The following is a 24038-nucleotide window of genomic DNA, read 5'->3' on the forward strand; positions in this document are numbered from 1 at the left end:
ATTAAGCCAAATAAATGGTAATGATTGTTTGCACGATTCCACGAAATTTTCACAAATCTCCGAGATTATCAAATAAGCCTATTCCAATAGATCATTTGTTGAATAGCATGAATATGAATAGAGAGGAGGGATTGCAATGGGATACGGCTTTGGTGGAGGCTTTGCTCTTATTGTTGTGCTCTTCATTTTGCTGATCATTGTAGGTTCAGCTTGGTTTTAATTTGATTTAATATAGGAGGGGGTTTCAGATATGTCAGATGGGGCTTTTGGATTTGGAGGCTTCGCGCTTGTTGTTGTTTTATTCATCCTGCTGATCATTATTGGCTCTGCATGGTTTTAAATAAAAGGTCATGTTAAAGACCATTGTTGGTTTTGGCACTAGTTGATTGAAGCGGAAATCAACAGGCAAGTTTAACAAAACCAAATAAAAAGGAACTGACCAGTTTTGATCTGGTCAGTTCCTTTATTATGCGTAAAGAACATCTACATATGATGAGATGAGTAGGATCAATATTAGAATATTGATCGTTCTAAATACTTTAGGCTGCCGCTCATCTGGTATTTCTTTTTGAACACATAATTTATTGGTCATACGATTAATTGAATATAAAATAAAGACTGTAAACAAAATAAACACTGTAATAATAGAGACCATTAACTAACCCCTCCTATCCTCTAGTTACTACCATACCAAAAAAAGAGACAAAAAAACAGAGTTAGGTTCTGAGAATGTAAGCTTTTACCTATTAATAGATCCTCTAGTTTTCTCATAAAATAGGTGTCTAGAGGATCATTTGCTTATTATGCGTGCTTCATATTGATTTCTTTTTCGGGTACTAAAATTTCATACCCTTCGTCAAATTCTTCAATCAGTGCATCCTTTGGTGAACGGAACAAGTATTTAGCATACAAGAAATCCACTAAGCAAATACCGCTATGATACGCTGTCAGCATGGTAAAGTAATGGGCGTAATTTGGAAATGATACTGCCCCAGTAAGTAAAATACCATTCACCATCACAAACGGAAAAATAAGTGCAATGATAAATAATATTTTTGGGATCGGCTTTTTCACACGGAGGAACATGATCGGAACAAAGTAAAAGACAAACCGGGTGCGAATCGTGATCTTGTTCATGTAGTAAATTAGCGGCAATACATGAAAAGCTTTATGAATCGGATAGATGAGAAAAAAACCGATTATAAAAAATGAGAAATAATGATCTTGTAACGGATCACCACTAAAAATTCTTGAGAAGATGTGTAAAAATGAAAAAATAGTTAAAACGGATATGGTAGATAACATAAATATTCGATAAAATCCATATTGTTTTTTAACATTAATAGATTTCCAGCAATGCATAAAAATCGCCCTCCAATTTAGACGACAAACCGTATAGTAACCTGCATGGATACTTTACTCCCGTTGAACCAAAAAATCAATAGGCTGTAAAAGAAATTTACAAAAAAAACAAGTCACTACTAGTAGTGACTTGTCCTACTGATTTTTTTGAAAACCAGTGAGATTTCATACGATTGAATGTTTTAAGGTGAAGCAATTTTTTCCATTTTAGGTAAAGGCTTTATCTTTTGGATTTTTCCGTCTTCATCTGTAAATTCTGTCTCGATATTTTGAAACGACTTTTCAAAAATTTGAACAAAGTCGTCACCATAAATATTTTTGACAATAGCCATCATTTCCATCATTTCAGGAAATTTACCGTAGATTTCTCTAAGCGGGCTTGCGCCTTGATACACAGCATGATGCTCAGGTGAATAGTTCTCCATCAGCTCCCAAAGAAGGGAGTCACCAGCTTCTGTTAGCTGAATGTAAGTATTACGTTTATCATTCTCTCTTTTGGAAAATTGAAGATAGCCACGTTCCTCTAATTTTTTTGAGAAATTAAACGCAGTAGATACGTGCATAACCCCAAATTTTGCGACATCAGAAATAGATGCTCCTTTTAGATGATAAGCAATCGATAGGATATGATGTTCATTGATATTGAGGTCGTAGGGCTTAATCCAGTTCTGCCAATCTTTTTCAATGGCTTTCCAAAGTGCCTTACTCAGTTGGGCCATGCGCTGGCTAAATAGCATGGCTTCTTTAATTGAAACAAGTTGATCTTTCAAATGCTTCACCTACTTTTTAATGGATTGGCACAATAATGTTATGAAAGAATTAAGAATAATATCATTTTGATTCTTCTTAATATTATAGCAATAAAGTAAAAATTAATAAAGGTGTGAATTGATTTAATTTTCGAAAAAAAGAAAAGACAGTCATTTACTTGACTGCCTTTTCTTATTATAAAGGAATGTAGTTTCAAAATATTCATTCGTTTGAAGAAGTAGTGGATGATGTTGATTGATTTTGATTGATCGTACGCTCAAGTTCTTCCATTGCAGATTGAATGGCTTCCAGTTCTTCATGCAGATTATTAATATGAGGGTCTGCTTCCTTTTTCCACTGCTGAACAGATTCTTTTAATTCCATCAGGGCGGATTGTATGCTTTCCTTACCTTCTTTGGATACTTGCTGAATCGATTCTTTGATTTGCTGGATATTCATCTGGATCTCCAGCACATGATCGGACCAGTGATCTTTTGTTTCTTTAATTGTTCCACGAAGCTCACGGCCTGATTGAGGAGTTGACAATAACGTGGTGACTGCGCCTGCTGCGAGTCCAACTAGAATACCTGTTGATAATCGTTTTACATTCATCATTAACACATCCTTTATTGGATTTACTCGTCTTATCAAGGAGGGGTTTGACATACGCTGTAATAGCCCCTTATTCGAAGGAGGAGTAGTAAATGGAATTCATAAAATGGATTTTCCTGTTATGTACAATTTTGATGCTTATACTTTCGTTTAAACTTTTGCTAAAAAGCCGTTCTCCCATGATGTATCCGCCCAAACATATACGCATAAAAAGAGCCATTGGCAGTGTAGCTGTTTGTCTCTTATTCTTCTCTTTAACCTTTTTTAGCTGGTGATAAACAGGGGAAAAAAGAACCCGCCAATTAAGACGGGTTCATTGGGGAATTAAGCGGCGGGTTGCGCCAGGCTTGAACGCTTCATGATCGCCTGTACAATCGGATACAACAACACCATTAATATACCATTTACAACCGTCGCTGGAAGTACAGCGGTCACAACAAGTGCCATAATTGGAGCCGGCAAACCGACAATCAATGCAGCTGAACCAAGGAAAAGTGCTCCAGAAATGATTGTGCCGATTGCGGTCAAAATAGCTGCTCCAGCAACTGTGCGACCATATTTAGCTGTTAGCAGCAGTGCTCCATAAAAAATGAACGCTGTAATGGGCTTATCAATTAGGTTTGGCAAAAAACCACCTGGAAATGTGGTAGTCAAGCCTGATAATAACCCGGTTGTTAATCCGAGAAGCAGGACGTTCTTTGCTCCAGGAAACAGCAATATGCCTAAAAACATCATAATCAATGACATATCAGGCTTCATACTTAAGCTGCCTGGGATCAGCAAGTGAAGGGCAGCACCAATTCCCACAAATAAAGATAATGCAACGAGTGTTCTAGTATTCATTCTCATCTCTCCTCAACTAATCAATCTCTTTCTTCTCCTGGCGTGTCCTCGTGACCGTCAGCGAAAAGTGGTTTTATTATATCACATGGTTAGGCTGTGGAACATATTTGAGTTTATAGAATTGTTCTACGAAAGGCGCAATGAGAGCGCTCGTGCCATTTCAAGTAGCTTATCTGGTGAGTATTGTTCAGTATGCGTTTCCCACTTCGCATCAAATCCATCCTGTTCACCATGTCTTGGTAAAATATGCAGATGAAAATGGAAAACGGATTGACCAGCATATGCACCATTATTGTTTAACAGATTTACACCCTTTAAGTCGTATTCTTCTTTCATCGCATTTGTGATCTTTGGAACAACTGAAAAAAGGCGACCTGCGATTTCTGGCGTCAGCTCATGGATATTCTCTTTATGTGTTTTAGGAATAACAAGAGTATGTCCTTCAGTCACCTGGCTAATATCTAAAAACGCAAGGACATGCTCATCTTCATAAACCTTCTTTGACGGTATATCCCCATCAATAATTTTGCAAAAAATACAATCGCTCATTCTTAACACCCCTTCTTAATTTATGTATGTGCTTATTTTAGCACAGGAAGGAAGATTCCTCGAATAGAATAAACGTATCATCATTCATGCTTGAAGCGTGGAAATCTGCTACAATATCGGTAATCCAAAATGGAAAGGGCGAAGACGATGTCATTGCTTAATATAGAGGAATTAGTTGGTGGTTATACCAGAAAGCCAGTGTTAAACCGGATAAGCTTTCAAATGGAAAAGCAGCAAATTATCGGGTTAATTGGTCTTAATGGTGCAGGGAAAAGTACGACAATTAAACATATTATTGGATTAATGGAGCCGCACAGCGGCACGATTAAGATAAACGGGCTTCAGCTTAAGGATGATCCTGATAAATATCGTAAGGAGTTCTCGTATATTCCGGAAGCACCCATTCTGTATGATGAGCTAACATTGGAGGAGCATTTAAAGCTAACAGCGATGGCTTACGGGCTTGAAGAAACAGAATATGAGAAGAGAATTCCTGCTTTGTTAAAAGAATTTAGGATGGAAGGAAAAATGAAATGGTTCCCAGCTCATTTCTCAAAAGGAATGAAGCAAAAGGTTATGATCATGTGTGCTTTTCTAACAAAACCGAGCTTATACATCATAGATGAACCTTTTGTTGGGTTAGACCCGCTTGCGATACAGTCGCTTTTAGATTTGATGGAAGAAATGAAGAAAGATGGATCAAGTATATTAATGTCAACACATATTCTAGCAACAGCTGAACGGTACTGTGATTCATTTATTATTATGCATGAAGGGAAAGTAAGAGCAAAGGGGACACTTCAGGATCTCCGTCAAAAATTTTCAATGTCAGATGCAACATTAGATGACATCTACATTCAGCTTACAAAGGAAGATTCCTATGAAGCAAATTAATGAAATATGGATACAGCGCCTTCAGGATTATAATCGAGAACTTCAAAAATATTTACGCTATATTTTTAATGGTCATTTAATGTTCGTGCTGATCTTTGCCATTGGCGGCGGCGGCTATGCATACAGCGGATGGGTTAATACGCTGACCGCAGGTTTTCCAGCAGCGATTGTCATGGCCATCATCTTAGGAATAATCGTGTCGTTTAGTCCGATTTATACATATTTAAAAGAGCCTGACAAAGTGTATTTAACGCCGCTGGAAGGGAAGATGACCAGGTATTTTCAGAGTGCCGTTGTCAGCAGTTTTCTTTTTCAATCTTACCTGGTATTAGTGGCGCTTGCTGTCTCCATGCCCATGTATGTAAGGGTACAGGGAGCTGCATTTATTGATTTTTTCGGGCTGCTTGCCATTGTCTTGGCGTTAAAAGCTTGGAACCTTGTGATGCGCTGGACCATTTTACGCTATCAAGAAATTTCAACGCACCGTATAGATTATCTATGTCGACTTGTACTCAATAGTATATTCTTATGGACTATTTTTTCTAATGCAGCTCTTTGGCTCCAAATCTTTGTCACTGTTTTACTGCTTGTTTATCTATTGGCATTTCGACGATTAACAGCCCAAAAGACGATAAAATGGGAGCTGTTAATTGATTTAGAACAGGCGAGGCTGCACCAATTTTATCGTTTTGCAAATATGTTTACAGATGTCCCGCATTTAAAAGGACAGGCCAAGAGACGAAAATGGCTGGATCCATTATTGAATCGTTCTCCATATGCTTCTGCCCTTTCGTACCGCTATCTCTTTGTCAGAACTTTTCTTCGTTCAGATGAATATTTTGGTCTTTGGGTGCGATTAACGCTCATCGCATCGGTGATTATGATTGGCTCAGGGTTACTATGGGTAAAAGTTGCGGTGGCATTGTTATTCTTATATTTGACGGGATTTCAACTCATTCCAATGCTGAAAAAGCATCAGCTGAAAATTTGGCCTGATTTATATCCGCTCCCTAAAGCGCTAAAATACTCCTCTTTTAAAGACGTATTATCCAGAATTATTTTAGTACAGGGCGGCATCTTTATCGTTGTCAGTATATGGGGCTTCGCCTGGCTGCATACCGCCGCTGTAATCGTTGCTGTCGCGATATTTTACCTCTTTTTCATGTATTGGTACGTACCGAAACAACTCAAGTCATTGTAAAAATTAAACTAAATATAAAAAAGCTGACGCAACTCTTTTCGCTGTCCTGGATTAAGGAATTGGAAAGTGCGTCAGCTTTTTTTCTATTGTGCGTTAAGAGCTGCTGCCCCTAATGTTTTTGCTGCAATGAGCATTGCTTTTTCGTTGAAATCAAATTTTGGATGATGGTGAGGATATGGCGCTGTAACGCCTTCCGGGCATGCACCTGTAAAGAAAAAGCTGCCTTTTCGTTCCTCTAAATAATAGGCGAAATCTTCCCCGCCCATATGCGGCTCCGTTTCTTCTACGCTTGTTACTTCTGGCACTAGTTTTGCCTGTTCTACCACAAATAGTGTCTCTACTTCGTGGTTTACAACAGCTGGATAGCCTCTGAAATAATCATATTTATAATCGCAGTTTGCTGTCAGACATGTACCTTTGACGATTCGTCCAATCTCTTCTTCGATTAAATCTCTAACCTCAGGATTGAAAGTGCGGACGGTCCCGATAATTTTAGCGGAATCTGCAATTACGTTAAAAGCGTTATCGGCCACAAAAGAGCCAACCGTTACAACAGCAGAATCGATAGGGTTAACGCGGCGGCTGACAATTTGCTGAAGATTTGTCACCAGCTGTGCTCCAACGACGATTGCATCCTTTGTTTTTTGTGGCTGTGCTCCGTGGCCGCCAGCACCTTGAATCACAATTTCAAACCGGTCTGCCGCCGCCATAACAGGGCCGACACGATATTGGATTTTACCCACTGGCTCTGTTGCCCACAAATGAGTGCCAAAAACAACGTCCACACCATCTAAAGCTCCGTCTTCAATCATCGGCTTTGCACCACCTGGAGCATATTCTTCAGCATGCTGGTGAATTAACACGTATGTACCCGCAAGCTCGTCTATCATTTCATGTAGTGTTCTACCCAAATGAAGCAAGGTGGAGGTGTGGCCGTCATGCCCGCATGCATGCATTTTGTTTGGCACGGTCGATTTATATGGTACATCCTTCTCATCCTGGATTGGCAGGGCATCAAAGTCTGCACGTAGAGCAATTGTTTTTCCCGGTTTTGCACCTCGAATTGTCGCAACCACTCCGTTTCCTCCGACGCCGGTGCGAAATTCTACTCCTAGTTCTTTATAGAAGTTAGCAATATAATTTGCTGTTTCTGTTTCTTCAAAAGAAAGCTCAGGGTGCTGATGTAAATAACGTCGTACCTCCACCATATCAGGGTAGGACTGCTCAAGTTTTTCAAAAAGTGTATGTAGGGTCATAATGTTTCTCCTTTCGGCTTTCGAAATATCTAATATGTGAATAGTATATCATTTCTGTTTATTTTGTACACTCAATAGAGATTTTTGCTTATAAACAGGAATAAACATGATACAGTGAAGATACGTGCATGAATGGAAAGTGAGGCAAAAATGTATGAAAATATTATTTTATCCTTTAGCCGCAGTCACGTTTATTGCGGTATTGCTGCTTATGGCTGGAATTCAAACTGATTCTGTAGCTATGATGGATGCATGGGGACGTGATTTATTTGGAGGATTCGCTTTCATTACTGTCTTTGAGTTTTTTGGTTCAGAACTTTTTCTGGGAGCAGCAGGGATCATGACGATTCTTTTTTTATGGTTTAGAAGAAAAAACTATCTCGGTATGGTCATTGTATTAGCAGCTTTAGCAGGAGGAAATGTGCTAAACAAGGGAATAAAACAATGGATCGAACGTGATCGCCCATTATCGTCGGCGGGTGAAGTCAGCTTTAGTTTCCCAAGCGGCCATGCGATGGTAAGTCTAATTGCAGTTGTTGTTATTTTTTCTCTTTTAACAGAAGACATGGAAAAAGGTATGGTTAAAATAGTACTATTCATGGTGGGTGTGTCATTGTCTGTTTTAGCTGGACTGAGCCGTGTGACTGATGAAGCCCATTATTTTTCTGATGTTATAGGAGGCTGGCTATTAGGCTATACCTATGCAATTGTTTGTCTATTGGTTTACGAGCGGCTTTTAAAAAGAAGGCGGACAAAATTTTCTGCATCATCTCCGTCCTAAGGTGGAGACAAAATCCTTCCGGTGAAGCTACAGGCTTAGCCGGATTTTTTTTAAGATAGGAACAAGCAGGAAAGAGAGAACTAAATCTTGAATAGGGCTAAGTTAAGAAAGAGGGCGAAGAGCATGGAGGCAGGCAGTCAGCGTCAATGGGGCTGTGCAAGTGTACTGCTATTAATAGGAGCAGTACTTTTACTATTAAACTTAAACATTGTTGAAATTGAAGGATTATCCTTTTTATCAATTGCTATTCCAGCTCTTATTTTATTATATGGTTTAAGGCTTTTATGGAGGTTTATACGGCATAGAGGTGGATTTAAACTGTTTTTTGGATTGTTTTTCACAGCTTATGGCAGCCTCTTGATTCTGGCCATTTTTAAGATTGTGGACTTTTCATATGGGGACTGGTGGAGACTGTGGCCGCTTCTTTTGATCGCCTTGGCTATTTCTATTTTTACCTCCCGCGGGAAAATTCATATTACAAGTGATGTCGAAGCTCTTAAAAACTTTACTTCGAAACCTCATGATCAATACGAGAAGTCGTATGGGAAAACGTCTAAAAAGATTGAGGTATTCAGTGTGGGAGAGGTGAAATACAATAGCCCCAATTGGTCTTTAGAGTCAATGCGTGTCCATAAGGCAGTTGGTAACTATTATTTCGATCTTAGCAAAGCTTACGTTCCCGAAGGCGAGACTGTTTTGTATGTAACCGGCTGGGTTGGTGATGTGAAAATGCTTATTCCAGAAGATCTAAGTATCAGTGTTGAAGCGGATGTTAATGTAGGAGAAGTACGAATATTCGGAAATCACACGGAAGGTCCAAAGGGGAATTCTCAGACGTATACTTCCAGTGATTATGAAAACGCACATAAAAAAGTGTTAATTAAAATTGATATTCGAATCGGCTCCATCCGAATCGATCGTGTATAGGGAGATGCCTATGAAAAATATTTATAATCTCCATTTTTGGTTTCTAATGCAGTACTTGCAATTTGTGCTTTTTGGAACAATTGTGATTTTTGTGTTTTTGCAAATATATATTTTTGCAGCGGAGAATCCGGTTATCTCTTTGGAGCAATCTCTTTATTTCACTTTATTTGTATTTATCATATTTAGCGGGATGACTTTTTACCTTAGCAGTCGTGCAAGCTATCTGATAAAAAGCAGGCTTGATCGGCTGGCGGCATATGTTACGACACTTAGCGGCGGAAGATATGCAGAAAGAATTGAACGCGTTTCTGTGGATGAGATCGGGCTGATCGAGGAGGAGCTGAATAATCTTGCTGGCACCATGCAGGAACAGCTGAAGTCGCTTCAGCGCATAGCAACGGAACGATCTACATTGGAAAAGCAGGCTCAACAGGCTGCCATTATTGAAGAGCGGCAACGGTTTGCAAGAGACCTCCATGACTCTGTCAGCCAACAGCTTTTTGCTTTAAATATGCTATCCTCTGCTGCTGTAAGGTTAATTGATAAAAAACCAAATGAAGCACGGCCAATTATTTTTCAAGTTTCTGAGATTGCTGAAAAGGCCCAAGGGGAAATGAGAGCATTGCTGCTTCATTTGCGTCCGATCGATCTTAAAGGAGAGTCTTTAAAAGGAGGGCTGTTGAAGCTGATTGAAGAGCTTGAGAAAAAAACACCTATACAGTTTGAATTGAAGCTTCAGGGTATGGAAGAGATTCCAGAAACGACGGATGCACATTTATTTCGAGTTGTGCAGGAGGCGATATCTAATATTTTGAGACATGCTCAAGCCTCGAAGATTCAAATGCGTTCTGAAATAAAAGGGGCAATCTTTCATCTTTTTATTGGAGATGACGGGCAGGGTTTTGATGTTTCAGCAGAAAAATGGACATCCTATGGTCTGCAAACAATGCGCGAGCGATGTGAGGAAATAGGGGGCACATTTGAGGTTCGATCAAAAAAGGGAGAAGGGACTTACATAAATATTCGAATTCATTTACTGGAACAATAGGGGGAGAAAAAATGGCAGCTATACGTGTAATGATTGTTGATGATCACGAGATGGTGAGACTGGGAATTAAATCATACTTAATGACAGAAGAGAATATCGATTTTCTTGGGGAAGCAAGCAATGGAAAAGAGGCAGCAGAGCTTGCAATGAAGGTCCGTCCTGACGTGATTTTAATGGATTTACTGATGGAGGGCGGGACAGGAATAGATGCTACCCGTGATATCTTGTCTTTTTTGCCGGACTGCCGCATTATCATTTTAACAAGTTATTATGATGACGAACAGGTATTTCCTGCACTTGAAGCTGGAGCGCATAGTTATATCTTAAAAACGTCTTCGGCACCGGATATATTATCAGCCATCTATAAAGCTTCAAATGGAGAGGCTGTCATTGAACCACAGGTTGCGAATAAATTAATGACACGATTTCGAACAAAGGAAAGAGTTCTCCATGACGATTTGACTGAACGGGAAATGGATGTGCTTGAGTGTCTTGGAGATGGGCTGACCAATCAGGAGATTGCTGATACGTTGTTTATAGGGATTAAAACGGTAAAAACACATGTCAGTAATATTTTAAGTAAATTGGAAAAAAATGATCGGACGCAGGCTGCTATCTATGCAAATCGAAATGGACTCCTCAGGAAAAAACATACATAGAAAAAAGCTGTCGGGGCGACCTGACAGCTTTTTTGATCCAATCAAAGTGCTTAATATCGAGATATTTTCAGTGATGGGTGGCAACTTTACAATTGCCTTTGATATCCACACACGATCTCAACACATTTCTTGTGATTATTCTTCGGGCTGTGCCACGTATTTTGTAACGAACGATGAACGAGGAAAGATCGTCTTTTGGTGATCGATGCCCTGATCAGTACCTCGTTTAGTGTGAGCCTTATTATAAGCTGTAGATGTTTGCCACTTTTTAAAGGATTCTTCGCTGTCCCATTGCGTAAGCACGACGTACGTATCTGAATTTAGTGGGCGCAAAACGCGAATGGCAATAAAACCTGGTTCTTGTTCAATTAATCCCGCACGATTTTTAAATCGATCCTCAAATATGGGACGTCCTTCATCAGAAACAGGGATGTTATTAAATACAAAGAAACCTGTGTCAGTTAACTGACCTGCTTCATTAAAGGCTTCATATTTTCTTGGTTCTTTAAAGATTGATTTTCCTGTGGTTTCGTGTATAAGAAGTGATGTGTCTTCGCCTGCTAATTGGATCAGTTTTTCATCCGGATACTGTTGAACAAGTTTATGTAAGTAGTCTGCGGTGCCTGAAGTGAAGTAAATATTCATTCTTATTCCTCCTTTTAAGATAGAATTATTCGGAAAGCTGCTTGTCGCAGCCGAACGAGCACCTTCTGCTTTTCTTTGATCCAGCTGCAGGCGCTAGCTGCTCGAGGTCACAAGTCAAGCCGTCTTATTGGCAAAGAGCACCAATATGTCGACTCGCCTTGTGCTTGTCGCAGCTGAACGAGCACCTTCCGCTTTTCTTTGATCCAGCTGCAGGCACTAGCTGCTCGAGGTCACAAGTCACATCGGCTCATTGGCAAAGAACGCCATTACGCCACTGCGCCTTGTGCTTGTCGCAGCTGAACGAGCACCTTCCGCTTTTCTTTGATCCAGCTGCAGGCACTAGCTGCTCGAGGTCACAAGTCACATCGGCTCATTGGCAAAGAACGCCATTACGCCACTGCGCCTTGTGCTTGTCGCAGCTGAACGAGCACCTTCCGCTTTTCTTTGATCCAGCTGCAGGCACTAGCTGCTCGAGGTCACAAGTCACATCGGCTCATTGGCAAAGAACGCCATTACGCCACTGCGCCTTGTGCTTGTCGCAGCTGAACGAGCACCTTCCGCTTTTCTTTGATCCAGCTGCAGGTGCTAGCTGCTCGAGGTCACAAGTCACATCGGCTCATTGGCAAAGAACGCCATTACGCCACTGCGCCTTGTGCTTGTCGCAGCCGAACGAGCACCTTCCGCTTTTCTTTGATCCAGCTGCAGGCGCTAGCTGCTCGAGGTCACAAGTCAAGCCGTCTTATTGGCAAAGAGCACCAATATGTCGACTCGCCTTGTGCTTGTCGCAGCTGAACGAGCACCTTCCGCTTTTCTATAGTATAATTCTTCTCATTGATATTATCATCTAATCTGTGTGGTGAATGTGTTTTTCAGGTAGAGAGTAAGGTAGTAAAAAAGTCGATTTTATGACATTTAAGCCCGTCCCATATACATATACGAAGAAAACCGATATAGTTTTAGACGGTTATTATGAGCGGATCCTCTATGAAAAAGGGATAAAAGGGATTGACACTGACATCTGTCAGTGAATTGATTACAATAGAAGCATGATTGTCGAAAGGTGGATGTTGTTTAATGAATCAATTTAATGACACGATACTGCGCGCAGCACGGGGAGAAGAGGTGTCCCATACACCGGTTTGGTATATGCGGCAAGCTGGACGTTCTCAGCCTGAATACCGCGCAATAAAAGAAAAATATTCGTTGTTTGAAATTACACATCAACCGGAATTATGTGCTTATGTCACACGTCTTCCTGTTGAAAATTATAATGTGGATGCGGCTGTTTTATACAAAGATATTATGACTCCGCTTCCAGCGCTTGGCGTAGATGTTGAGATTAAATCCGGAGTAGGTCCTGTAATTGATAATCCGATTCGCTCTGCTAAAGATGTGGGAAAGCTTGGGATGATTAATCCGGAAGAGGATATTCCATATGTATTAGATACGATTCGCTTACTGACGAAAGAACAGCTTTCCGTTCCATTGATTGGTTTTGGAGGCGCTCCTTTTACGCTAGCAAGTTATATGATTGAAGGGGGTCCTTCCCGCAACTATCATAAAACAAAGGCATTTATGTACGAAGAGCCAGCAGCTTGGTTTGCATTAATGGACAAGCTTGCAGAAATGACAATCCTTTATACAAAAGCACAAATTCAAGCAGGGGCAAAAATAATTCAAATTTTCGATTCTTGGGTTGGTGCATTAAATAAGCTGGATTATCGCACCTATATTAAACCGGCGATGGAGAAAATTTTCACCGAACTGAGAAATGAAGATGTTCCACTCATTTTGCATGGAGTAGGTTCTAGTCATTTAGCAAAGGATTGGAATGATTTCTCAATAGATGTTATTGGACTTGATTGGCGTATGTCTATTAAAGAAGCGAGAGCGATGGGGATAACGAAATCACTTCAAGGTAATCTCGATCCTTCGATCCTGCTTGCTCCTTGGTCCGTTATTGAAGAGCGAGTGAAAACCATTCTAGATGAAGGCATGGTTCAGCCGGGACATATTTTTAATCTTGGTCAAGGTGTTTTCCCTGAGGTTAATCCTGATACGTTAAAGCGTTTAACAGCGTTTATTCATGAATACAGTTCGCGATAATTCCAGCACATCCAACAAGTAAATTCATTTGTATTTCATCTATTAAAATGATTATAATAAAGTAATAATTCTAATTCACGAGGTGGAATAAGATGGAAAAGAAAAAAATGGGTCTGCTTGTAATGGCATATGGAACGCCATACAGCGAAGGAGATATAGAACGATATTACACACATATTAGACATGGCCGTAAGCCGTCTCCTGAGATGCTGGAAGACCTGCGTGGACGCTATGAGGCAATTGGCGGAATTTCTCCATTAGCTCGTATTACTCAAGAACAGGCAGAAGCGTTAACGGCACGTTTGAATGAAGTACAGGACGAGATTGAATTCATTATGTACCTTGGATTAAAGCATATTGAGCCTTTTGTGGAAGATGCAGTTGAACAAATGCACAAGGATGGTATCACAGAAGCTGTATCTATCGTGTTAGCACCGCATTTTTCAACTTTCAGCGTCAAATCATACAATGGCCGTGCTAAGGAAACAGGAGAAAAGCTTGGGGTTGCCATTACATCAATTGAAAGTTGGTATGATGAGCCTAAGTTTATCCAATACTGGGCTGAAAAAGTAAAAGAAACCTTTGATGCATTGACAGCAGAAGAGCGTGATAAAGCAGTATTAATTGTATCTGCTCATAGTCTCCCAGAAAAAATTCTTGCGGCCGGCGACCCATATCCGGATCAGCTAAAAGAAACCGCAAACTTAATTGCACAAGCGGCGGGTGTAAAGAATTACGAGATCGGGTGGCAGAGTGAAGGAAATACTCCGGATCCGTGGCTTGGACCAGACGTTCAGGATTTAACGAAAGCTCTTCATGAAAAGTATGACTACGAATCGTTTGTCTATACACCTGTTGGGTTTGTTTCTGACCATTTAGAGGTGCTGTACGATAACGATTATGAATGTAAGGTCATTACAGATGAAATTGGAGCGAAATACTACCGTCCTGAAATGCCGAATACACAGGCTCTGTTTATCGATGCTATGACTGACAAGGTATTAAAGCATTTGAACGGCAACTAATTCTGTTATAGAAAGCGATGAGTAAATGTGTCAGCAGTCAAACAAAAGATTGTCGTTGTTGGCGGCGGAATAACTGGCCTCGCAGCAGCGTATAGAATTCAAAAAGAACGAAAATTACATGACCTGGACTTTGAAGTGACATTAGTAGAATCAAGTCATAGGCTTGGCGGCAAGATTCAAACCGTAGAAAAAGACGGGTTCATAATTGAAAAGGGACCTGACTCCTATTTGGCGAGAAAAAAAAGTATGTCTCGTCTGGCGGAAGAAATCGGATTCGCAGATCGTTTGGTGAATAATGCAACAGGGCAGTCCTTTGTACTGGTGAATGATACACTTCATCCAATGCCGGGGGGTTCCGTAATGGGAATACCTACTCAGGTTGGTTCATTTCTGAAAACCGATCTCTTTTCTTTGACGGGAAAAGTGAGAGCAGCAGCAGATTTCGTCATGCCCAAATCACAGGGAAAATCAGATCAATCATTAGGTGCTTTTTTTCGCAGAAGACTGGGAAATGAAGTGGTAGAAAATTTAATTGAACCGCTGTTATCAGGCATATATGCAGGGGACATTGATCGTTTAAGTCTAATGGCTACGTTCCCTCAGTTTTATCAGGTAGAACAGGAGCACCGGAGTCTCATTCTTGGGATGAAAAAGAATGCACCTCCTCCAGCAGCAAAAGTAAAGAAAAAGGGACTCTTTTTAACCTTTACTTCAGGATTGCAGTCCTTTGTTGATAAGCTTGAGGAAGAATTAATTAGCACTACTGTTATAAAAGGTGTAAAAGTGGAGACTATTGAAAAGGAAGATTCTTCACCTCATCGTTATAAGCTGTTATTAAATAACGGAGAAACCCTTGATGCAGATAGTATTATTTTTACCGTACCTCACATAGTGGCATCAGGTATTTTTCAAAAAAATAATTTGCTCACTTCGTTCAAATCGATGCCAGCGACGTCGGTTGCAACAGTTGCGATGGCTTTTCCTTCTGAAGCGATTCGAAAAGATATTGAAGGCACAGGCTTTGTTGTTTCCAGAAATAGTGACTATACCATTACAGCATGCACATGGACACATAAAAAGTGGCCTCATTCTACACCAGAAGGTAAAGTCCTTCTGCGGTGTTATGTGGGGCGTGCTGGAGATGAAGCTGTCGTAGATTTAGCTGATAATCAAATCGAATCGATTGTATTGGATGATTTGAAGAAAATTATGGACATTAGTGAAAAACCGGAATTTACAATTGTAACAAGATGGAAGCAAGCAATGCCCCAATATACTGTTGGACATAAGGAACGACTGAAAGAAGAAAAAGAAAAGCTTGAAAACGCCTTTCCAGGTGTATTTATAGCGGGGAGCTCCTTTGAAGGTCTTGGTTTGCCTGACTGTGTTGACCAAGGGGAGAGCGCAGCTCATCAATCGATTGCTTATGTAACGGAAGGACACAAGGGATTCTGATCTCTTTGTGTCCTTTTCATATAGCTATCAAATTCATTGCGTAAGCTAGTAAGATAAATGAAGAGTATACATATTGGAGGAAAAAAGATGAAACGATTACTGCAAGGGTTGGTTCTGGGAAACATTGTTACAGTAATGGTTGCGTGCGGAGGAACAGACGACAATACAGGAGCCGAAGAAACGACGCAATCACTTGTTCCAGTCGAAGTAACGTTCAATATAGATGAACAGGCAGAGCCTGGCGATACACTTACATTTGAAGTAGAAGTCACGCAGGGTGATGAACAAGTTGATGATGCACACGAGGTGACATTTGAAGTTTGGCAGCCAAATCATAAAGAACACTCGGAGATGATTGAAGCAACAAATGAAGAGGAAGGCAAATATATTGCGTCCTATACCTTTGAAGAAGAATCACTTTATTATGTGCAAGCACATGTCACTGCACGTGATACACACGTCATGCCTCGGATGGAGGTCCTCGTTGGAGATCCCGATCTCTCAGCTATTGAAGACGAAGAACTGCAAACTGAAATGGATCATGATAATCAAAATGAAGAAAACGACCACAGCCACTAGAAAAGCGGAAGGCGCTCGTTCAGCTGCGACAAGCACAAGGCGAGTCGGCATATTGGTGCTCGTTGCCAATAAGACGGCTTGACTTGAGACCTCGAGCAGCTAGCGCCTGCAGCTGGATCAAAGAAAAGCGGAAGGCGCTCGTTCAGCTGCGACAAGCACAAGGCGAGTCGGCATATTGGTGCTCGTTGCCAATAAGACGGCTTGACTTGAGACCTCGAGCAGCTAGCGCCTGCAGCTGGATCAAAGAAAAGCGGAAGGTGCTTGTTCAGCTGCGACAAGTATAAGACACGCTGCCCTGTTTGCATAATACCAAAAAACACTTCTACTGTACTAATACAGATATTCTGTATTGTTCAGTAGAAGTGTTTTTTTGTCGCGCTGTTATTCTTATCCATTTGTTTTACAGTTATCACAGACAGTACCATATGCTTCTGCTTGTTCTTCCATTTTATCTCCACAAGATGCACATTGTTTAGGTGGAATGTTTCTGTAAAACTCCATTACGTTTTCAAGCATTGCAATCATCCCTTCTTTTTCGTTAAATTATGATGGAATTCATTTTTTATTGTTGCCATAACAAACGTACTTATATTGAAGAACTGCATTTATCACAAACAGTACTGTATGCTTCTGCTTGTTCTTCCATTTTATCTCCGCAAGACGCACATTGTTTAGGCGGGATATTTCTGTAAAATTCCATTACGTTTTCAAGCATTGTAATCATCCTTTCCTATTATCTGTTATACAACTATGTGTTATTTGATCTTATTGTATTATAACAGATATCGACTAGTCAATGATTTTTTTAAAATATATGCTCTCAGATGAAAAAATAGGTCAAATACAGTATAGTAATACCAGCATGTATCATCGTTTATCATGAAGGAGGAATAGGCTTTGAAGGTTACGGTTGTAGGCTTTTGGGGTGGCTATCCAAAAATGAATGAAGCAAGTACAGGCTATTTAATCGAACAGGATGGCTTTCATCTTCTTCTTGATTGTGGGAGCGGTGTATTAAGTCAGCTTCAGCGATACATACAGCCAGATGAACTGGATGCACTTGTGATTACTCACTACCATGCGGACCACATAGCTGATGTGGGTGTATTACAGCATGCGCTGTTAATTCAGGAGGCACTTAAAGGGGAAACGATTATTCTGCCGGCATACGGTCATCAAGAAGATGAGAGCGGTTTTTCATCACTTCAATATAAAGAATTAATGAGAGCAATTGCTTATCAGCCGGAACAGCCATTAAAGTTGGGACCGTTTACGTTGAGCTTTTTGCGAACGCGCCATTCAGTGCCTTGCTATGCCGTACGCATTGAATCTTCTAATGCAGTCGTTGTTTTTACAGCAGACTCCGCGTACCAAACTTCTTTTATTGAGTTTGCCAAAAATGCTGATCTGCTGATTGCAGAATCGAATTTTTACAGCGGGATGGATGCACAATCAGCAGGACACATGACAAGTGAGGAAGCGGCTTCTATCGCCAGGGATGCCCGGATAAAGCACTTGCTCTTAACGCATCTTCCTCATTTTGGAAACTTGAATCAACTTAAAAAAGAGGCTGAACAAATATATGATGGTAAAGTACAGCTTGCTTCATCGGGATTAACGATCACCTATTCATAAGGGGGACTAATTAAATGTTATTTATAGATAATAAAGGTATAACGGATCCTCGGATCAATCTAGCTATAGAAGAGTATGCACTTAAACAACTTGATATCGAGAAGAGCTACTTGCTTTTCTACATAAATGAACCTTCCATTATTATTGGAAAGAATCAAAATACAATTGAAGAAATAAACACTGATTACGTAGAAAAAAATAAACTTCATGTCGTACGCCGTCTTTCGGGCGGAGGTGCCGTATACCATGATTTGGGGAACTTAAACTTTAGTTTTATTACGAAGGACGACGGTGACAGCTTTCATAATTTCAAAAAATTCACGGAGCCGGTTGTTGAAGCACTTCACCAAATTGGTGTAAAGGCTGAATTAAAGGGCCGCAACGATCTCGTCGTCGGAGAGAGAAAAATCTCAGGAAACGCACAGTTTTCAACAAAAGGAAGAATGTTCAGCCATGGGACACTCATGTTTGATTCTGAAATTGATAACGTTGTTTCATCGTTAAAAGTACGTAAGGATAAAATTGAATCCAAAGGCATTAAATCCATTCGCAGCCGTGTAGCAAACATCTCTGAATTCATGGAAGAGAAAATAACCATTGAAGAGTTTAAGCAATTGATTCTTAGCCATATTTTTGCCGGTGCCGATAAAATTAAAGAATATGTGTTAACAGATAAGGATTGGGACAATATTCATGAACTGTCACGTGAACGCTATCAAAATTGGGATTGGAATTATGGGAAATCACCGAAATTTAACCTGCAGCATTCACACAGATTCCCAGTAGGCGGACTGGATGTGCGTCTGGATGTGGAAAAAGGAAACATTGAAAACTGCAAAATTTACGGAGATTTCTTTGGCGTTGGTGATGTACAGGAAATTGAAAATAAGCTTGTCGGATTACGTTACGAGCGTGCTGTTATAGAAAAAGCACTTGAAGACGTAGACATTAAACATTATTTTGGCAACATTGAGAAAGAAGAGTTTATTGATTTGCTCTATTGATCATTCCAAACGGCTGGCTACTGTAGCTGGCCGTTTTTACATATATATTTTAAAGGGGAAAAGTAATGCAAATAAAACGGATTTTGCTTTGTCTTGTATTGACGGGTCCGGTTTTCAATTTATTTGGATGGATGACCTTATGGGGCTATGGCATAAGTGCAGTAAGTGTTGCAGCTTTAATCGTGATGGATTTAAGTCTCAAGAAGAAAGGATGAAATCGCTCTCTTGAAATGAGTAGGGGATTTGGATATAATTAGTTTGAAAATTTTTATTTTTGATAAATAGTAAAATGAATGATTATTCATTCATAAAATCGTCAAGGGGGATGATGAAATGAATTTATCAGATCGATTAAATGAAACAGCTAAGCAGCATGACAGTAAAACAGCCTATCATTTTATGGACCAATCGGCGTCATATGCAGAATTGAATGGAGCTGTGAACAAAATGGCAAATAGCTTAACGGCTATGGGGATTCAAAAAGGGGACCATGTAGCGCTGCTTTTAGGTAACTCTCCACATTTTGTGATCTCTCTTTATGCAACATTACGTGTAGGTGCAACAGCGATTCCGATTAATCCAATCTATACACCTGATGAGATTGCGTATATTTTACGTGATGGTGATGTTAAAGTGGTGATCGCGTTGGATTTATTATTGCCGTTGGTAGAAAAAGCTCATCATGCACTTCCGAGCATTCAGCAGTTTATCCTTTGTGAAACAAGTTCAGATACACATGAGAAGCTTTCTGCACTAGGGGAGGACGTGAAAGAAAAAGTGAAAGCGTTCTCTCGACTACTGGCAGAAGAGACTCCTCAATACAAAGGGCCGGAGCTTGATGATGATGATGTTGCCGTTATTTTATATACCTCTGGAACAACCGGAAAGCCTAAAGGGGCTATGCTTACGCACCGCAATCTATTTTCTAATGCGAGTGATACAGCCAATTATTTATCGATTACAGGGGAGGATCGGGTAATCACCGCTCTTCCTATGTTTCATGTGTTCGCATTAACGGTCGTGTTAAATGCACCATTGATTAATGGAGGCACTATTTTAATTGTTCCTCGTTTTAGCCCAAAGGATGTTTTTGCAATTGCTAAAAAATACGAGGCAACGGTTTTTGCCGGTGTTCCGACGATGTATAATTTCCTTTATCAATATCCGGATGGCGATCCGAAAGATTTTGCTTCCCTTCGTTTAAGTATTTCGGGCGGAGCTTCTCTTCCTGTTGCGCTGCTTCACAACTTTGAAGAAAAGTTTAACGTGCGAGTATCGGAGGGGTATGGGCTATCAGAAGCCTCACCTGTTACAAGCTTTAATCCATTAGACCGTGATCGCAAGCCAGGGTCTATCGGTACATCCATTACAAATGTTCAAAATAAAATTGTGGACGAGCTTGGAGAAGAAGTGCCGATTGGACAGGTTGGCGAACTGATTGTAAAAGGCCCAAATGTGATGAAGGGTTATTATAAAATGCCGGAAGAAACAGAGGCAGCAATTAAGGATGAGTGGCTTTATACCGGAGATTTAGCAAGAATGGATGATGAGGGCTATATTTATATTGTGGATCGTAAAAAGGACATGATCATCGTGGGCGGGTATAACGTCTACCCTAGAGAGATTGAAGAGGTTTTATACACTCATGAAGCGGTTGTCGAAACAGCTGTTGTTGGGGTGCCTGATCCAGATTACGGTGAAGCAGTACAGTGCTTTGTCGTGAAGAAGAATCCAGCTCTCACAAAAGAGGAGCTCATTGAATATTGCGGGAAGCAGCTAGCTAAATATAAGTTACCTACCGTTATTGAGTTTATTGAGGAGCTTCCAAAAAATACAACTGGTAAGATATTAAGACGCGCGTTGCGTGATCAGATTAAGACAGGGTCGTAGGAAAAAGGCTGACTCGATTGAGCCAGCCTTTTCCTGTTAAATTCTTTTTCTATCTTCGTTCGATCGTTCATCTCAGTTCTTCCTCGCACTGTTTTACTATTTGTCAAGAAATCGACTGATCGTGTTTACCGCTTAATAGCGGAAAGAAGATTCTTTTAATCACAGCGGGTGCAAGTCTAAAAAGTCAATGATACAATAATGGAAAGGGTTTCAATCTATCTATTATGAAAAGGAAGGATTGAGGAGAAGCAATGGAGTTTATTGTTTTGGAGCAAAAAAAACATTTGGCTATTGTAACCTTGAATCGCCCTGATTCTATGAATGCATTTAACTATGATCTATTAACAGAGCTGGGGCAGGTGGTGGAGGCCTTACGTATTAATCCGGATATCCGTGTTGTCGTATTTCAAGGTGCTGGTGAAAAGGCATTTAGTGTGGGAGCGGATTTAAAGGAGCGTAAGACATTAAATGAGCAGCAGGTGAAACGGAATATATATAAAATAGGCGAGGTGTTTAACGCAATCGCAGCACTTCCTCAGCCAACCGTTGCCGCCATTAATGGCTATGCTTTCGGTGGAGGAATGGAGCTTGCACTTGCATGTGATTTTCGAGTGGCTGTGGAGGATGCCATAATGGGTCTGACAGAGACAAGTCTTGCGATCATTCCTGGAGCAGGAGGCACGCAGCGTCTTCCAAGGCTGATCGGTGAAGCAAAGGCGCTTGAGCTTATTTTGACGGCAAGACGTCTTAACGCTCATGAAGCAAAAGAGTATGGAATGGTAACAGTGGTCGCTTCAAGACCATCCTTTTTAGAAGAAGTACATAGCCTGACAGATGCTTTGCTTGCAAATGGTCCCATCGCTCTTCAGCAGGCAAAATTTGCTGTAAAAACAGGAATGAATACAGATCTGTATTCAGGTTTACAAATCGAGCGTAAATCCTATGAAACAATCATTCCCACAGAAGATCGAGTGGAGGCATTGCTGGCATTTAGTGAAAAACGTCCGCCGGTTTTCAAAGGAAAATAATATTGTGCTGACTTATGCATAGCCCTCACACATTTCATTAAGAGAAAGTAAAAGGGGGATGGTTATAAGTCAGCTTTTTTCGTTATGCATTCTGATAGTGAATGATCATTTGACAGATAGCTATCGAATCTGTTGTATTTTTATATACATGTGTATTTGCTGCCTTAAATCGTATGGCCTCTCCAGCAGAGAGCGTGTATTGCTTATTGTTCAGAGTAAGATGAAGAACGCCTTCTGTCACCACGATATATTCTTCTACCTCTTCTCCGTGTGCCTCGCTAACGTAGCGGCAGCCAGGGTCCAGCTCGATTTTATAATATTCCCATTGTCTGACAGGATCAAAGGTGAAAATGGGATATACACGATATTTCCCGTTGTCTTCTTTTACGGGTTCAATTGTTGCTGAATGAATAAGACTTACCTTTTGTGCAGGCTGGGTGAGCAGGGAAGAGAAAGATAGTTTTAGTCCGTTTGCAATCTTCCATATCGTGCCGACTGTTGGATTTGATTCTCCACGTTCTATTTGTCCTAGCATCGCCTTGCTGACAGCAGTGTATTCTGCTACTTGGTCCAGCGTCAAGCCTCTCTTTTTGCGAAACAGACGCAAGTTCACACCTAATTGCTTCTTTACCTCTTCCACTTTTTTCACATCCCGGGTTGTTATTTAAAACGCACATTTGTATACTTTGGTATATAAATAACTTATAACGCATTTTTATCTATTATAGTATATTTTGCAGTGAGAAAAAAGGGGGAACCATGTATGCAGATGATTGCTACGGCATCTTCTGGTATTGAATTTAAGCGAGGTCTTCAAGCGGGGACGAGCATTGCTGTTGGTTATATGCCAATTGCGTTAACATTTGGCTTGCTTGCAAAGACAACAGGGTTAACAATTGCAGAAACGCTGCTTATGAGTCTGCTTGTTTTTGCTGGTGCAGCACAATACATATCGCTTTCACTGATTGCAAGTGGAATTGGCATTGGTATCATTATTTTTAATACATTTATTGTGAATATCCGCCATTTTCTAATGTCCGCCTCATTAAACGAAAAAATGGAGGAGGACCGGCTGTGGAAGAAAGCAATCTATGCTTTTGGGCTAACAGATGAGACCTTTACGGTTATTGCGACAAGAGAAGGAAAGTCTACGACTTCATTTGCGCTGGGAGTCATGTTTATTGCTTATGGAAGCTGGGTCATCTTTTCGGGAGTCGGCCATTTTATTGGTGCAAGCCTCCCGGCGTTTTTACAGGCAGCCATGTCGATTGCTCTTTATGCCATGTTTGTTGGTCTTCTCATGCCTTCACTTAAGAAAAGCATAAAGGTATTTTATCTGGCGGGAGTAGCGGCCGCTTTAAATTGTCTTTTTACTTTCACAGGATTGCTCGAAACAGGATGGGCCATTGTGGCTGCGACCCTGTTGTCTTCAGTCATCGTTGAGCTGGTTGTATTGTTCAGGGGAAGGGTGGGGTTAACGTGAGTATGACGATGGTATTGTTAATTGTTGGAATGGCCATTGTGACGTATATTCCGCGTGTCCTGCCGTTGACACTCTTGGAAGGTAAAGAGCTCCCGCCGTTTCTTCAATCCGTTCTGCGGAATATTCCATTTGCTGTACTTGGTGCACTTATTTTCCCGGGTATTCTTTTGATTCAAGAGGGGAATCTGTTGTTTGGGGTCGTTGGAGCGCTTGCTGCTATTATTCTCGCACTAATTGGAGCGAATGTGATGATCGTGGTACTCGGTTCCATCGCTGTTTTATCTTTATACATCTTTTTTATATGAA

32 protein-coding genes are annotated in these 24038 nt (G+C 40.6%); 21 read left to right on the top strand and 11 right to left on the bottom strand.

All coding sequences use genetic code 11. The annotated features are described in order from the left end of the window. Positions 1 to 136 precede the first annotated feature (136 nt). Positions 137 to 220 (top strand): YjcZ family sporulation protein, encoded by an 84-nt coding sequence (locus KP78_RS09085; RefSeq protein ID WP_041088269.1) that lies wholly within the window; start codon positions 137 to 139, stop codon positions 218 to 220. A gap of 30 nt (positions 221 to 250) precedes the next feature. Beyond that, complete coding sequence (locus KP78_RS19135) at positions 251 to 340, top strand: YjcZ family sporulation protein (RefSeq protein WP_084219920.1); 90 nt, start codon at positions 251 to 253, stop codon at positions 338 to 340. A gap of 126 nt (positions 341 to 466) precedes the next feature. Here KP78_RS19135 and KP78_RS09090 read toward each other — a convergent pair whose 3' ends face one another. The 4 genes from KP78_RS09090 to KP78_RS09105 form a co-directional block, all read right to left on the bottom strand. Then, the gene (locus KP78_RS09090) at positions 467 to 646 is read right to left on the bottom strand and encodes a hypothetical protein (RefSeq protein WP_041088685.1); all 180 of its coding nucleotides are present in this window, start codon (positions 644 to 646) and stop codon (positions 467 to 469) included. Positions 647 to 801: 155 nt separating this feature from the next. Further along, positions 802 to 1362: a DUF3267 domain-containing protein gene (locus KP78_RS20650; protein ID WP_041088271.1), complete on the bottom strand. Its 561-nt coding sequence runs from the start codon at positions 1360 to 1362 to the stop codon at positions 802 to 804. A gap of 182 nt (positions 1363 to 1544) precedes the next feature. Then, positions 1545 to 2132, bottom strand: a complete 588-nt coding sequence (locus tag KP78_RS09100; protein WP_041088272.1) for an HTH-type transcriptional regulator Hpr — start codon at positions 2130 to 2132, stop codon at positions 1545 to 1547. Positions 2133 to 2334: 202 nt separating this feature from the next. Next, positions 2335 to 2724: a YtxH domain-containing protein gene (locus KP78_RS09105; RefSeq protein WP_052474730.1), complete on the bottom strand. Its 390-nt coding sequence runs from the start codon at positions 2722 to 2724 to the stop codon at positions 2335 to 2337. A gap of 92 nt (positions 2725 to 2816) precedes the next feature. Here KP78_RS09105 and yhzF point away from each other — a divergent pair, with 92 nt between their 5' ends. Then, positions 2817 to 2999, top strand: coding sequence for a membrane protein YhzF (gene yhzF, locus KP78_RS21280; protein WP_041088276.1), 183 nt, complete (start codon positions 2817 to 2819; stop codon positions 2997 to 2999). A 49-nt stretch (positions 3000 to 3048) separates the two neighbouring features. Here yhzF and KP78_RS09115 read toward each other — a convergent pair whose 3' ends face one another. Both KP78_RS09115 and KP78_RS09120 read right to left on the bottom strand, forming a co-directional pair. Further along, a complete protein-coding gene (locus KP78_RS09115) occupies positions 3049 to 3567 on the bottom strand; it encodes a tryptophan transporter (protein WP_041088278.1) in 519 nt (172 codons plus the stop codon). Positions 3568 to 3693: 126 nt separating this feature from the next. Beyond that, positions 3694 to 4116 (bottom strand): HIT family protein, encoded by a 423-nt coding sequence (locus KP78_RS09120; RefSeq protein WP_041088280.1) that lies wholly within the window; start codon positions 4114 to 4116, stop codon positions 3694 to 3696. Between the two features lie 147 nt (positions 4117 to 4263). Between KP78_RS09120 and KP78_RS09125 the strand changes: the two genes are divergently transcribed. Continuing rightward, positions 4264 to 5010, top strand: a complete 747-nt coding sequence (locus KP78_RS09125) for an ABC transporter ATP-binding protein (RefSeq protein ID WP_041088282.1) — start codon at positions 4264 to 4266, stop codon at positions 5008 to 5010. Beyond that, positions 4997 to 6211: an ABC transporter permease gene (locus KP78_RS09130; protein ID WP_041088284.1), complete on the top strand. Its 1215-nt coding sequence runs from the start codon at positions 4997 to 4999 to the stop codon at positions 6209 to 6211. Before KP78_RS09125 ends, KP78_RS09130 begins: the two co-directional genes overlap by 14 nt. Before the next feature lie 83 nt (positions 6212 to 6294). On the opposite strand, the gene KP78_RS09135 is transcribed toward KP78_RS09130, so the two are convergent. After that, positions 6295 to 7467, bottom strand: coding sequence for a M20 family metallopeptidase (locus tag KP78_RS09135; RefSeq protein ID WP_041088286.1), 1173 nt, complete (start codon positions 7465 to 7467; stop codon positions 6295 to 6297). 154 nt (positions 7468 to 7621) lie between these two features. Between KP78_RS09135 and KP78_RS09140 the strand changes: the two genes are divergently transcribed. The 4 genes from KP78_RS09140 (at position 7622) to KP78_RS09155 (ending at position 10882) form a co-directional block, all read left to right on the top strand. After that, on the top strand, positions 7622 to 8248 hold the full coding sequence (locus KP78_RS09140; RefSeq protein ID WP_052474731.1) for a phosphatase PAP2 family protein: 627 nt from the start codon (positions 7622 to 7624) through the stop codon (positions 8246 to 8248). A 123-nt stretch (positions 8249 to 8371) separates the two neighbouring features. Then, positions 8372 to 9175 (top strand): cell wall-active antibiotics response protein LiaF, encoded by an 804-nt coding sequence (gene liaF / locus KP78_RS09145; RefSeq protein ID WP_041088287.1) that lies wholly within the window; start codon positions 8372 to 8374, stop codon positions 9173 to 9175. A gap of 10 nt (positions 9176 to 9185) precedes the next feature. Continuing rightward, entirely contained in the window at positions 9186 to 10223 is a 1038-nt protein-coding gene (locus KP78_RS09150; RefSeq protein WP_041088290.1) for a HAMP domain-containing sensor histidine kinase, read from the top strand. 11 nt (positions 10224 to 10234) lie between these two features. After that, positions 10235 to 10882 (top strand): response regulator, encoded by a 648-nt coding sequence (locus KP78_RS09155; RefSeq protein WP_041088291.1) that lies wholly within the window; start codon positions 10235 to 10237, stop codon positions 10880 to 10882. A 135-nt stretch (positions 10883 to 11017) separates the two neighbouring features. On the opposite strand, the gene KP78_RS09160 is transcribed toward KP78_RS09155, so the two are convergent. Continuing rightward, positions 11018 to 11527 carry an antibiotic biosynthesis monooxygenase family protein gene (locus KP78_RS09160; protein WP_041088293.1) on the bottom strand — a complete coding sequence of 170 codons (510 nt, stop codon included), beginning with the start codon at positions 11525 to 11527 and terminating at the stop codon, positions 11018 to 11020. Positions 11528 to 12601: 1074 nt separating this feature from the next. On the opposite strand from KP78_RS09160, the gene hemE reads away from it, so the two are divergent. The 5 genes from hemE to KP78_RS19750 all read left to right on the top strand — a co-directional run bounded on the left by hemE (position 12602) and on the right by KP78_RS19750 (position 16976). Continuing rightward, entirely contained in the window at positions 12602 to 13633 is a 1032-nt protein-coding gene (gene hemE, locus KP78_RS09165) for a uroporphyrinogen decarboxylase (protein ID WP_041088295.1), read from the top strand. Positions 13634 to 13725: 92 nt separating this feature from the next. Further along, positions 13726 to 14658 (top strand): ferrochelatase, encoded by a 933-nt coding sequence (gene hemH, locus KP78_RS09170; RefSeq protein ID WP_041088299.1) that lies wholly within the window; start codon positions 13726 to 13728, stop codon positions 14656 to 14658. A 27-nt stretch (positions 14659 to 14685) separates the two neighbouring features. Continuing rightward, on the top strand, positions 14686 to 16113 hold the full coding sequence (gene hemY / locus KP78_RS09175) for a protoporphyrinogen oxidase (RefSeq protein WP_041088300.1): 1428 nt from the start codon (positions 14686 to 14688) through the stop codon (positions 16111 to 16113). A gap of 87 nt (positions 16114 to 16200) precedes the next feature. After that, positions 16201 to 16692, top strand: a complete 492-nt coding sequence (locus tag KP78_RS09180; protein WP_052474732.1) for a FixH family protein — start codon at positions 16201 to 16203, stop codon at positions 16690 to 16692. Between the two features lie 62 nt (positions 16693 to 16754). Next, entirely contained in the window at positions 16755 to 16976 is a 222-nt protein-coding gene (locus KP78_RS19750; protein WP_235420888.1) for a hypothetical protein, read from the top strand. Positions 16977 to 17079: 103 nt separating this feature from the next. Here the strand turns inward: KP78_RS19750 and yhfH (KP78_RS19140) are convergent, their stop codons facing one another. Then, positions 17080 to 17217, bottom strand: coding sequence for a protein YhfH (gene yhfH, locus KP78_RS19140; protein ID WP_422723702.1), 138 nt, complete (start codon positions 17215 to 17217; stop codon positions 17080 to 17082). Positions 17218 to 17278: 61 nt separating this feature from the next. Further along, entirely contained in the window at positions 17279 to 17416 is a 138-nt protein-coding gene (yhfH, locus tag KP78_RS19145; protein WP_422723703.1) for a protein YhfH, read from the bottom strand. Between the two features lie 173 nt (positions 17417 to 17589). On the opposite strand from yhfH (KP78_RS19145), the gene KP78_RS09185 reads away from it, so the two are divergent. The 5 genes from KP78_RS09185 to KP78_RS09200 all read left to right on the top strand — a co-directional run bounded on the left by KP78_RS09185 (position 17590) and on the right by KP78_RS09200 (position 22249). Continuing rightward, a complete protein-coding gene (locus KP78_RS09185) occupies positions 17590 to 18327 on the top strand; it encodes an MBL fold metallo-hydrolase (RefSeq protein ID WP_041088302.1) in 738 nt (245 codons plus the stop codon). 14 nt (positions 18328 to 18341) lie between these two features. Then, positions 18342 to 19331 carry a lipoate--protein ligase gene (locus KP78_RS09190; protein ID WP_041088304.1) on the top strand — a complete coding sequence of 330 codons (990 nt, stop codon included), beginning with the start codon at positions 18342 to 18344 and terminating at the stop codon, positions 19329 to 19331. A gap of 65 nt (positions 19332 to 19396) precedes the next feature. Continuing rightward, positions 19397 to 19546: a hypothetical protein gene (locus KP78_RS20055; RefSeq protein ID WP_157841480.1), complete on the top strand. Its 150-nt coding sequence runs from the start codon at positions 19397 to 19399 to the stop codon at positions 19544 to 19546. A 118-nt stretch (positions 19547 to 19664) separates the two neighbouring features. Next, complete coding sequence (locus KP78_RS09195; protein ID WP_041088306.1) at positions 19665 to 21221, top strand: fatty acid--CoA ligase family protein; 1557 nt, start codon at positions 19665 to 19667, stop codon at positions 21219 to 21221. 251 nt (positions 21222 to 21472) lie between these two features. Then, positions 21473 to 22249 carry an enoyl-CoA hydratase-related protein gene (locus KP78_RS09200; protein WP_041088308.1) on the top strand — a complete coding sequence of 259 codons (777 nt, stop codon included), beginning with the start codon at positions 21473 to 21475 and terminating at the stop codon, positions 22247 to 22249. Between the two features lie 82 nt (positions 22250 to 22331). Here KP78_RS09200 and KP78_RS09205 read toward each other — a convergent pair whose 3' ends face one another. Then, positions 22332 to 22889 (bottom strand): helix-turn-helix domain-containing protein, encoded by a 558-nt coding sequence (locus KP78_RS09205; protein ID WP_041088310.1) that lies wholly within the window; start codon positions 22887 to 22889, stop codon positions 22332 to 22334. 123 nt (positions 22890 to 23012) lie between these two features. Here KP78_RS09205 and KP78_RS09210 point away from each other — a divergent pair, with 123 nt between their 5' ends. Together KP78_RS09210 and KP78_RS09215 are read left to right on the top strand one after the other, a co-directional pair. Further along, positions 23013 to 23732 (top strand): AzlC family ABC transporter permease, encoded by a 720-nt coding sequence (locus tag KP78_RS09210; protein ID WP_041088312.1) that lies wholly within the window; start codon positions 23013 to 23015, stop codon positions 23730 to 23732. Between the two features lie 2 nt (positions 23733 to 23734). Then, on the top strand, positions 23735 to 24037 hold the full coding sequence (locus KP78_RS09215) for an AzlD domain-containing protein (RefSeq protein ID WP_041088314.1): 303 nt from the start codon (positions 23735 to 23737) through the stop codon (positions 24035 to 24037). Position 24038 lies beyond the last annotated feature (1 nt).

Origin of the sequence: Jeotgalibacillus soli, assembly GCF_000829435.1 — a bacterium.
Taxonomy (GTDB): Bacteria; Bacillota; Bacilli; order Bacillales; family Jeotgalibacillaceae; genus Jeotgalibacillus; species Jeotgalibacillus soli.

What these genes read in the sequence shown, in the direction of transcription:
- KP78_RS09120 (WP_041088280.1), bottom strand. Translation starts at nt 4,116, where the DNA reads ATGAGCGATTGTATTTTTTGCAAAATTATTGATGGGGATATACCGTCA.
- KP78_RS09200 (WP_041088308.1), top strand. Translation starts at nt 21,473, where the DNA reads ATGGAGTTTATTGTTTTGGAGCAAAAAAAACATTTGGCTATTGTAACC.
- KP78_RS09210 (WP_041088312.1), top strand. Translation starts at nt 23,013, where the DNA reads ATGCAGATGATTGCTACGGCATCTTCTGGTATTGAATTTAAGCGAGGT.
- KP78_RS09140 (WP_052474731.1), top strand. Translation starts at nt 7,622, where the DNA reads ATGAAAATATTATTTTATCCTTTAGCCGCAGTCACGTTTATTGCGGTA.
- liaF (WP_041088287.1), top strand. Translation starts at nt 8,372, where the DNA reads ATGGAGGCAGGCAGTCAGCGTCAATGGGGCTGTGCAAGTGTACTGCTA.
- yhfH (WP_422723703.1), bottom strand. Translation starts at nt 17,416, where the DNA reads ATGATTACAATGCTTGAAAACGTAATGGAATTTTACAGAAATATCCCG.
- KP78_RS20650 (WP_041088271.1), bottom strand. Translation starts at nt 1,362, where the DNA reads ATGCATTGCTGGAAATCTATTAATGTTAAAAAACAATATGGATTTTAT.
- KP78_RS19135 (WP_084219920.1), top strand. Translation starts at nt 251, where the DNA reads ATGTCAGATGGGGCTTTTGGATTTGGAGGCTTCGCGCTTGTTGTTGTT.
- KP78_RS09150 (WP_041088290.1), top strand. Translation starts at nt 9,186, where the DNA reads ATGAAAAATATTTATAATCTCCATTTTTGGTTTCTAATGCAGTACTTG.
- yhzF (WP_041088276.1), top strand. Translation starts at nt 2,817, where the DNA reads ATGGAATTCATAAAATGGATTTTCCTGTTATGTACAATTTTGATGCTT.
- KP78_RS09135 (WP_041088286.1), bottom strand. Translation starts at nt 7,467, where the DNA reads ATGACCCTACATACACTTTTTGAAAAACTTGAGCAGTCCTACCCTGAT.
- KP78_RS09085 (WP_041088269.1), top strand. Translation starts at nt 137, where the DNA reads ATGGGATACGGCTTTGGTGGAGGCTTTGCTCTTATTGTTGTGCTCTTC.
- KP78_RS09195 (WP_041088306.1), top strand. Translation starts at nt 19,665, where the DNA reads ATGAATTTATCAGATCGATTAAATGAAACAGCTAAGCAGCATGACAGT.
- KP78_RS09215 (WP_041088314.1), top strand. Translation starts at nt 23,735, where the DNA reads ATGACGATGGTATTGTTAATTGTTGGAATGGCCATTGTGACGTATATT.
- hemH (WP_041088299.1), top strand. Translation starts at nt 13,726, where the DNA reads ATGGAAAAGAAAAAAATGGGTCTGCTTGTAATGGCATATGGAACGCCA.
- hemE (WP_041088295.1), top strand. Translation starts at nt 12,602, where the DNA reads ATGAATCAATTTAATGACACGATACTGCGCGCAGCACGGGGAGAAGAG.
- KP78_RS09155 (WP_041088291.1), top strand. Translation starts at nt 10,235, where the DNA reads ATGGCAGCTATACGTGTAATGATTGTTGATGATCACGAGATGGTGAGA.
- KP78_RS09125 (WP_041088282.1), top strand. Translation starts at nt 4,264, where the DNA reads ATGTCATTGCTTAATATAGAGGAATTAGTTGGTGGTTATACCAGAAAG.
- KP78_RS09130 (WP_041088284.1), top strand. Translation starts at nt 4,997, where the DNA reads ATGAAGCAAATTAATGAAATATGGATACAGCGCCTTCAGGATTATAAT.
- KP78_RS09180 (WP_052474732.1), top strand. Translation starts at nt 16,201, where the DNA reads ATGAAACGATTACTGCAAGGGTTGGTTCTGGGAAACATTGTTACAGTA.
- KP78_RS09105 (WP_052474730.1), bottom strand. Translation starts at nt 2,724, where the DNA reads ATGAATGTAAAACGATTATCAACAGGTATTCTAGTTGGACTCGCAGCA.
- KP78_RS09190 (WP_041088304.1), top strand. Translation starts at nt 18,342, where the DNA reads ATGTTATTTATAGATAATAAAGGTATAACGGATCCTCGGATCAATCTA.
- yhfH (WP_422723702.1), bottom strand. Translation starts at nt 17,217, where the DNA reads ATGATTGCAATGCTTGAAAACGTAATGGAGTTTTACAGAAACATTCCA.
- KP78_RS09115 (WP_041088278.1), bottom strand. Translation starts at nt 3,567, where the DNA reads ATGAATACTAGAACACTCGTTGCATTATCTTTATTTGTGGGAATTGGT.
- KP78_RS20055 (WP_157841480.1), top strand. Translation starts at nt 19,397, where the DNA reads ATGCAAATAAAACGGATTTTGCTTTGTCTTGTATTGACGGGTCCGGTT.
- KP78_RS09160 (WP_041088293.1), bottom strand. Translation starts at nt 11,527, where the DNA reads ATGAATATTTACTTCACTTCAGGCACCGCAGACTACTTACATAAACTT.